General features: G+C 52.6%; 9 protein-coding genes. 8 read left to right on the top strand and 1 reads right to left on the bottom strand.

Annotated elements, in window-relative coordinates; translation table 11 throughout:
- Nucleotides 1-137: 137 nt before the first annotated feature.
- The 8 genes from QZ279_RS15360 (at nucleotide 138) to QZ279_RS15325 (ending at nucleotide 6,194) form a co-directional block, all read left to right on the top strand.
- Entirely contained in the window at nucleotides 138-1,163 is a 1,026-nt protein-coding gene (locus tag QZ279_RS15360; protein WP_293452561.1) for a substrate-binding domain-containing protein, read from the top strand.
- Nucleotides 1,164-2,510 carry a GH1 family beta-glucosidase gene (locus QZ279_RS15355; protein WP_293452559.1) on the top strand — a complete coding sequence of 449 codons (1,347 nt, stop codon included), beginning with the start codon at nucleotides 1,164-1,166 and terminating at the stop codon, nucleotides 2,508-2,510.
- A gap of 25 nt (nucleotides 2,511-2,535) precedes the next feature.
- The gene (locus QZ279_RS15350) at nucleotides 2,536-3,486 is read left to right on the top strand and encodes a glucokinase (protein ID WP_293452556.1); all 951 of its coding nucleotides are present in this window, start codon (nucleotides 2,536-2,538) and stop codon (nucleotides 3,484-3,486) included.
- Nucleotides 3,487-3,547: 61 nt separating this feature from the next.
- Nucleotides 3,548-4,036 carry a ClpXP protease specificity-enhancing factor SspB gene (locus QZ279_RS15345; RefSeq protein ID WP_293452553.1) on the top strand — a complete coding sequence of 163 codons (489 nt, stop codon included), beginning with the start codon at nucleotides 3,548-3,550 and terminating at the stop codon, nucleotides 4,034-4,036.
- A gap of 91 nt (nucleotides 4,037-4,127) precedes the next feature.
- Entirely contained in the window at nucleotides 4,128-5,519 is a 1,392-nt protein-coding gene (gene fumC / locus QZ279_RS15340) for a class II fumarate hydratase (protein WP_293452550.1), read from the top strand.
- Entirely contained in the window at nucleotides 5,520-5,702 is a 183-nt protein-coding gene (locus QZ279_RS15335; RefSeq protein WP_293452547.1) for a DUF4169 family protein, read from the top strand. It abuts the gene before it with no gap.
- A 70-nt stretch (nucleotides 5,703-5,772) separates the two neighbouring features.
- Nucleotides 5,773-5,940, top strand: coding sequence for a hypothetical protein (locus tag QZ279_RS15330; protein WP_293452543.1), 168 nt, complete (start codon nucleotides 5,773-5,775; stop codon nucleotides 5,938-5,940).
- Complete coding sequence (locus QZ279_RS15325; protein ID WP_293452540.1) at nucleotides 5,937-6,194, top strand: ribbon-helix-helix domain-containing protein; 258 nt, start codon at nucleotides 5,937-5,939, stop codon at nucleotides 6,192-6,194. The genes QZ279_RS15330 and QZ279_RS15325 overlap by 4 nt, the downstream gene beginning before the upstream one ends.
- Before the next feature lie 3 nt (nucleotides 6,195-6,197).
- On the opposite strand, the gene QZ279_RS15320 is transcribed toward QZ279_RS15325, so the two are convergent.
- Nucleotides 6,198-6,778: cytochrome P450 (locus QZ279_RS15320; protein WP_293452537.1), on the bottom strand; the 581-nt coding region annotated here is incomplete at its 5' end.

The raw sequence follows: 6,778 nt of genomic DNA, 5'->3' as shown, positions 1-6,778 counted from the left end.
TGCCCATTGTGTCAACTCCGAAACGCCATATTCATATACTTTTAATGTGGATAACGATTCGCCTTTGACGTTCTTGTAAATTCACGCTTACTACTAAATAATTGATAGCGCTTTGAACGCAAATTGGGGAAACACCGGTGAATTTAAAGGAACTTTCACAAATCATTGGCTTGTCCCAGACCACAGTCAGCCGTGCTCTTAACGGCTATCCAGAGGTGTCCGAGGCCACGCGTCAACGTGTAGCGGACCTTGCGAAAGCGCATAATTATCGCCCGAACGCCCGTGCAAAGGGACTTGCGACAGGACGCGCGCATGCGATTGGCCATGTGATTCCCTTTAGTCATAGCCATGAAATTGTTAATCCGGTTTTCGGTGACTTTATTTCTGGGGTTGGTGAAATCTACGCCCGCGAAGGCTATGATCTTATGATGTCGGTCGTCTCAACAGAGGACGAGTTGGCGACGTATCGCAATCTATCCGCGCGCAGTTCTGTAGACGGTGTCGTTATACACGCTCCGCTAATAGACGAGCCACGGATCGCCCTTATGCAAAAGATCGGCCTGCCTTTTGTAGTTCACGGACGCGCCTCAAACGAAATGACGCCCTACGCGTGGCTGGATGTAAACAACAACTCTGCGTTCAAGCGCGCGACTGAATTTCTACTCGACCTTGGCCATAGCCGCATTGCGTTGGTCAACGGGCTTGAGAACATGGATTTTGCATACCGTCGTCGCGAAGGCTATTTGACCGCCTTGAAAGAACGCAGCGTGACGGCTGATCCTGCCCTTATGCGGAGCGCAGAAATGACTGAGGTCTATGGCTATCAAACCGCTAAAGACATGCTGCAAAGTGAAACGCCCCCGACCGCCTTTCTGACCGCTTCAATGATTTCGGCAATCGGTGTCCGTCGCGCCATTGAAGAGTTGGGTTTGCGCATGGGCCAAGACGTATCCGTTATCACCCACGACGATGATCTGGGTTACCTAAAGAACGGTCAAGACGTGCCAATTTTTACAGCCTGTCGATCCTCTGTGCGCACCGCAGGAATTAAACTGGCAGAGTTGTTATTGCGCCAAATCGAAAACCCTAACGCGCCGCCAGAGACTGAACTGCTAGAGGTCGAACTCATTGCAGGTCGCTCAACAGGTCCCGTTAAAGGCTGAATGAAGGAAGACACGATGGACAAGTTTAACTGGGATCGCTCAGATTTACCCGAGGGTTTTATGTTTGGTACGGCGACATCGTCGTATCAGATCGAGGGCCATGGATTTGGTGGCGCGGGTCGCACCCATTGGGATGATTTTGCCGCCACGCCGGGAAATGTTGTGCGTGCAGAGAACGGATTGAAAGCCTGTGATCATTATCACCGTTACGCCGAAGACCTTGATCTGGTCGCTGCTGCGGGTCTTGATGCCTACCGTTTCTCGGTGTCTTGGGCACGCGTAATGCCGGAAGGGCGCGGCGCAATCAATCAAGAGGGTTTGGATTTCTACGACCGCCTGACAGACGCCATGTTAGAGCGTGATTTGAAACCCTGCGCGACGCTTTATCACTGGGAACTGCCATCACCACTGGCTGACCTTGGCGGATGGCGCAACGGCGATATCGCCAATTGGTTCGGCGACTTCACAGATGTGATCATGGGCAAGATCGGTGATCGTATGCACTCCGTCGCACCGATCAACGAACCTTGGTGCGTAGGCTGGCTATCCCATATGCTAGGCCACCACGCGCCGGGTCTGCGCGATATACGTGCAACGGCCCGCGCGATGCACCATGTTTTACTCGCGCACGGCACCGCAATTGATCGTATGCGCGCGCTGGGCCTGTCCAACTTGGGCGGTGTGTTCAATTTTGAATACCCCCACCCCGCAGATGATACGCCCGAAGCCATGGAAGCGGCAGCCGTCTATGACGAATACTACAACCAGTTTTTCCTAAGCGGCATCTTTAAGGGGGAATACCCTGCCCGCGTTCTCAAAGCATTCGAGCTGCATTTGCCCAAAGGGTGGCAGGACGATTTCAAGACGATCCAAACGCCCCTCGATTGGGTTGGCTTGAATTATTACACCTGCAAACGCATCGCGCCCAACGATGATCCGTGGCCCTCACACCAAGAGGTGGATGGCCCACTGCCCAAGACCAAGATGGGTTGGGAGATTTATCCAGACGGCTTGCATCACTTTTTAACGCGCACGAAAGATGTCTACACTGGCGATTTACCGTTGCTTGTCACAGAAAACGGTATGGCGAATGCGGATATCATCCAGAATGGCCAAGTAAACGACCCCGAGCGTATCGCTTATGTAGATGTGCATATGAAGGCTGTACAACGCGCCATCGCAGACGGAGCACCCGTCGAAGGATACTTTCTTTGGTCGCTCATGGATAACTATGAATGGGCCTTGGGTTACGAAAAACGATTTGGTGCGGTACATGTTGATTTCGACACGCTGACACGAACACCCAAAGCTTCGTATTACGCCCTACAAGACGCCTTGCGCCGTTAGCGCAATCATTTTACGAAGCAGGTCTATGACACATACAGTTCCTTTGATCCTTGCCGCAGATATTGGTGGCACAAATACGCGCGTTGCGTTGCTTGATGGAACGGTTCTGCGTGAACAAACTGTGACGCGGTATGTGAACGCCAAATCAAACGGGTTGGAAGATATTCTGCGCGACTATCTCAGCACGCACGATGTAAAACCCGATGCGGTTAGCGTTGCGCTTGCGGGCCCTGTGAACGGAGACAGCGGTCAGCTAACCAATCTGGATTGGACGATCACGACGCAAGGTGCAAGCGAGGCAACTGGCGGTGCGATGGGTGTTTTATTAAATGACCTTTCCGCGCAAGGCCACGCACTGCCCTTTTTATCACAAGACGCGCTGACACCTGTTCAAGCTGGGACAAACATCAGCGCTGGGCCTTGCCTGATGATCGGGCTTGGCACGGGCATGAATGTCGCCCCAGTCCACCAAATGGGCACGCGTACTTACGTGCCGCCTGCCGAAGCGGGTCATACCAGCTTTTCCCCACAGGACGAAGAGCTTGAAGCGCTGAATAATTACCTAGAAACCAAGATCGGACACGTCGCAACTGAGGATGTTCTGTCGGGCCGCGGCCTCGAATATGCCTATGAATATGTTTCCGCAAACCGCATTTCCGCGGCTGAGGTTATGGCGCTTTGCACGAACGGCGATCGCCAGGCGCAAACGGCTGCAGGTCTTTTGATCCGAACACTTGGCCATTTTGCGGGTGATATGGCGCTAACACATCTCCCGTTTGGCGGCATTTTCCTTGTGGGTGGCGTTGCACGCGCGCTGTTGCCGTTCATGGATCAGCACGGCTTTTCCAGTTGCTTTGCGTCTAAGGGCCGTTTCGCGAACTTTATGGCGCAATTCTCTGTGCATTTGGTTCAGGATGACTATGCAGCCCTCGTGGGGGCCGCCTCTTACGCGCAAGAGTGTTTGGAGGCGCGTTAACCCCCTTTTGGTTCCCTAAGAATCTCCCTATGCTTGCCCAAACCAACTTCGAGGGCCTGCCATGACAGATTCAATTGACTACGGACATCTGATGCACAATGCGATGCGTGGGCTGATCAAAAACGTTCTGGAAGATGTCAAAACCCACGGCCTGCCTGGCGAACATCATTTCTTTATCACATTCGATACAACGCACCCCGACGTCCAAGTCGCCGATTGGCTGCGTGAACGCTACCCTGCTGAAATGACCGTTGTTGTTCAACATTGGTTTGACGATCTCGAAATCCGTGATGACGGATTTTCTATTACGTTGAACTTTGGGGATGCACCTGAACCCTTGAACATTCCGTTTGATGCATTGCGTACCTTTGTGGACCCATCTGTTGAGTTCGGCCTACAATTTGAGGCCGTTGATGACGAGGACGAACAGGGTTTGCATTCTGTGGACGTCGAGACGGAGATTGATGTCGTCGTTGCTAAAACTCCAGAACCCGAAGCAACCCAAAAGAAAGACGCCGATATCGTATCTTTGGACTCCTTTCGTAAGTAAAATCCGATCCTCTTTTCAATTGAACCTCATGACGCATTCGGTCTAAGCGGCATGCAATTGTATACCGACCTGACATTTGCAGGAGCATCCCATGTCCACGACACGCACTGAAACAGACAGCTTTGGCCCTTTGGAAGTTCCATCCGAAAAGTACTGGGGTGCTCAGACACAGCGGTCTTTGATGAACTTCCCAATTGGTTGGGAAAAACAGCCTATCGCCCTCGTGCGCGCGCTCGGCGTGATCAAAAAGGCCTGCGCCATGGCCAACAAGGCCTCTGGCGATTTGGATCCTAAGCTGGCGGATGCGATTATCCAAGCCGCTGGCGAAGTGATTGACGGCAAGTTTGATGACAACTTCCCATTGGTGGTTTGGCAGACAGGCTCTGGCACGCAGTCCAACATGAATGCAAACGAGGTCATCGCCAACCGCGCAATTGAAATCCTTGGTGGTGTGATTGGATCCAAAGACCCTGTGCACCCCAACGATCATTGCAACATGGGCCAGTCTTCTAACGACACGTTCCCCACAGCCATGCACATCGGTGCGGCTATGATGGTGCGCGACACGTTGATGCTGGGTTTGCAGCAGTTGCTTGCGGGGCTTGAGGCCAAGGCAGAAGAGTTCAAAGACATCATCAAGATCGGCCGCACACATACGCAAGACGCGACACCGCTGACTTTGGGACAAGAATTTTCTGGCTACGCCCATCAAATTCGCCAAGGAATCGCGCGCATTGAGGCGACAATGCCCGGTATTTACGAACTGGCCCAAGGCGGTACAGCCGTTGGTACAGGTCTGAACACCAAACACGGTTGGAGCGAAACAGTCGCGGCCCACATGGCCGACATCACAGACCTGCCCTTCGTGACAGCCCCAAATAAATTCGAAGCCTTGGCCGCACATGACGCGATGGTCTTCACGTCCGGCGCAATCGCGACTGTGGCGGGCTCTTGCTACAAAATCGCCAACGACATGCGTTTCCTTGGGTCTGGCCCTCGTTCTGGCCTAGGTGAGCTGATCCTGCCAGAGAACGAACCGGGGTCTTCCATCATGCCGGGCAAAGTGAACCCGACACAGGCCGAAGCACTGACACAGGTAGCCGCACATATCATGGGCAACGATGCTGCGATCAAGTTTGCTGGCTCGCAAGGTCATTTCGAGCTTAACGTGTACAACCCAATGATGAGCTATAACCTCATGCAATCTATGCAGCTTTTGGGTGATGCAGCGTCCAGCTTTACAGAGCGCATGTTGAACGGCACCCAAGCCAACAAGCCGCGTATTGAAAAGCTGATGCAAGAAAGCCTGATGTTGGTCACCGCCCTTGCGCCCACAATCGGCTACGACAATGCGACCAAAGTTGCCAAGACTGCGCATAAGAACGGTACCACTTTGAAAGAAGAAGCGATTGCGCTTGGCTTGGTTGACGCGGAAACTTTTGATCGCGTCGTGCGGCCCGAAGACATGATTGGTCCAAAGTAAATGGGCAAGCCGGTCAATCTTAACCGGTTCAAAAAACAAAAAGCGCGGGCTGATGATAAGGTCCGCGCGGATAAGAATGCAGCGCTGCATGGGCTTCCAAAAGCCGGTCGTACCTTGGCCAAAGCGCGCAATACATTGAGCATTGCCAAACTGGACGGCATCAAACAAGATGGCGATAGTTAGATTTACCTTCAAACTTTCGCAGCATTTCTCTGTCACACAACCTCTAACCTAGTCGTTGTGAGAGCACCAAATGTCTGATGCCGAAGAAATTAAACGTATCCCTCGCGCGCAATTAATTGCAATTCGCCAGGCGCGTCGGTATCTCAAAAGTAATGACGGCACACTTGCTCGTGTCCTTAACGCCTATCAAACTGCCGCGGCCAAAGGCACGCAACGCGGCTACCTTGCGGAGCGATGATGCAACGCCCTCAAAAACGCAGCTTGACCTTAAAAGGACATCGTACATCGGTGTCCCTTGAAGATGCTTTCTGGAATGAATTTTGCGACATCGCACGTGATAAAAATCGTGCGATCAATGATCTTGCAGCCGAAATTGATGCGATCCGTGGCAGCGAATGCGGTCTTGCGTCGGCTATTCGATTGTTTGTTCTCGAAAATATGCGCGATCAAGTTCGGCCCAATGATAAGCCTTGTGCTAACTCTGCGAATTGATCGTTACGAGGTCTGATGTCTCGGGCTGATCTTCAACCAAATTCCATTTTTTGCACGCACAGTTAAATGTGCGACAGGTTCTGGTTCGGGACGCTCCGTCAAACTGACACGGTAGTTTTTCAAAATCATCGACAGGACAAGAACCCCTTCGATGGTCGCAAAGCCAGCCCCCGGACACACACGACTGCCCGCAGAAAATGGAATATACGCATCGCGCATACAGGTTTTACCATTGTCTGTGCCCCAACGCGCAGTGTCGAATCCATCGGGGTTGTCCCACAGTCGTTCGTGGCGATGCAAATGCCACGCGCTTAGCACGATCTGGCTGCCCACTTTGACGTCACGTTTGCGAAACTCTTCAGGACAGCTGTTTTCGCGCACCATCATAGGGACAGGCGGATACAGACGCAGCGCTTCTCGAAAGACATCGCGACTGACGCGTAGCTTAGAAATTGCCGAAAAATCGTTTGCAAGCCCTGCCTCGGCCTCGGCAGCGACCTTGTCCTGCCACTCTGGGAATTGCGCCATAAGATAAAACGCCCACGCCAAAGCCGATGCGCTGGTTTCATGACCTGCAAGGAAGA

Origin of the sequence: Planktotalea sp. (assembly GCF_018607965.1) — a bacterium.
In the GTDB taxonomy this organism is placed as follows: Bacteria; Pseudomonadota; Alphaproteobacteria; order Rhodobacterales; family Rhodobacteraceae; genus Planktotalea.
Note: the sequence above shows the minus strand (reverse complement) of the source record. Positions and strands in the feature narration are given on the sequence as shown.

What these genes read in the sequence shown, in the direction of transcription:
- QZ279_RS15355 (WP_293452559.1), top strand. Translation starts at nt 1,164, where the DNA reads ATGAAGGAAGACACGATGGACAAGTTTAACTGGGATCGCTCAGATTTA.
- QZ279_RS15350 (WP_293452556.1), top strand. Translation starts at nt 2,536, where the DNA reads ATGACACATACAGTTCCTTTGATCCTTGCCGCAGATATTGGTGGCACA.
- QZ279_RS15345 (WP_293452553.1), top strand. Translation starts at nt 3,548, where the DNA reads ATGACAGATTCAATTGACTACGGACATCTGATGCACAATGCGATGCGT.
- fumC (WP_293452550.1), top strand. Translation starts at nt 4,128, where the DNA reads ATGTCCACGACACGCACTGAAACAGACAGCTTTGGCCCTTTGGAAGTT.
- QZ279_RS15335 (WP_293452547.1), top strand. Translation starts at nt 5,520, where the DNA reads ATGGGCAAGCCGGTCAATCTTAACCGGTTCAAAAAACAAAAAGCGCGG.
- QZ279_RS15330 (WP_293452543.1), top strand. Translation starts at nt 5,773, where the DNA reads ATGTCTGATGCCGAAGAAATTAAACGTATCCCTCGCGCGCAATTAATT.
- QZ279_RS15325 (WP_293452540.1), top strand. Translation starts at nt 5,937, where the DNA reads ATGATGCAACGCCCTCAAAAACGCAGCTTGACCTTAAAAGGACATCGT.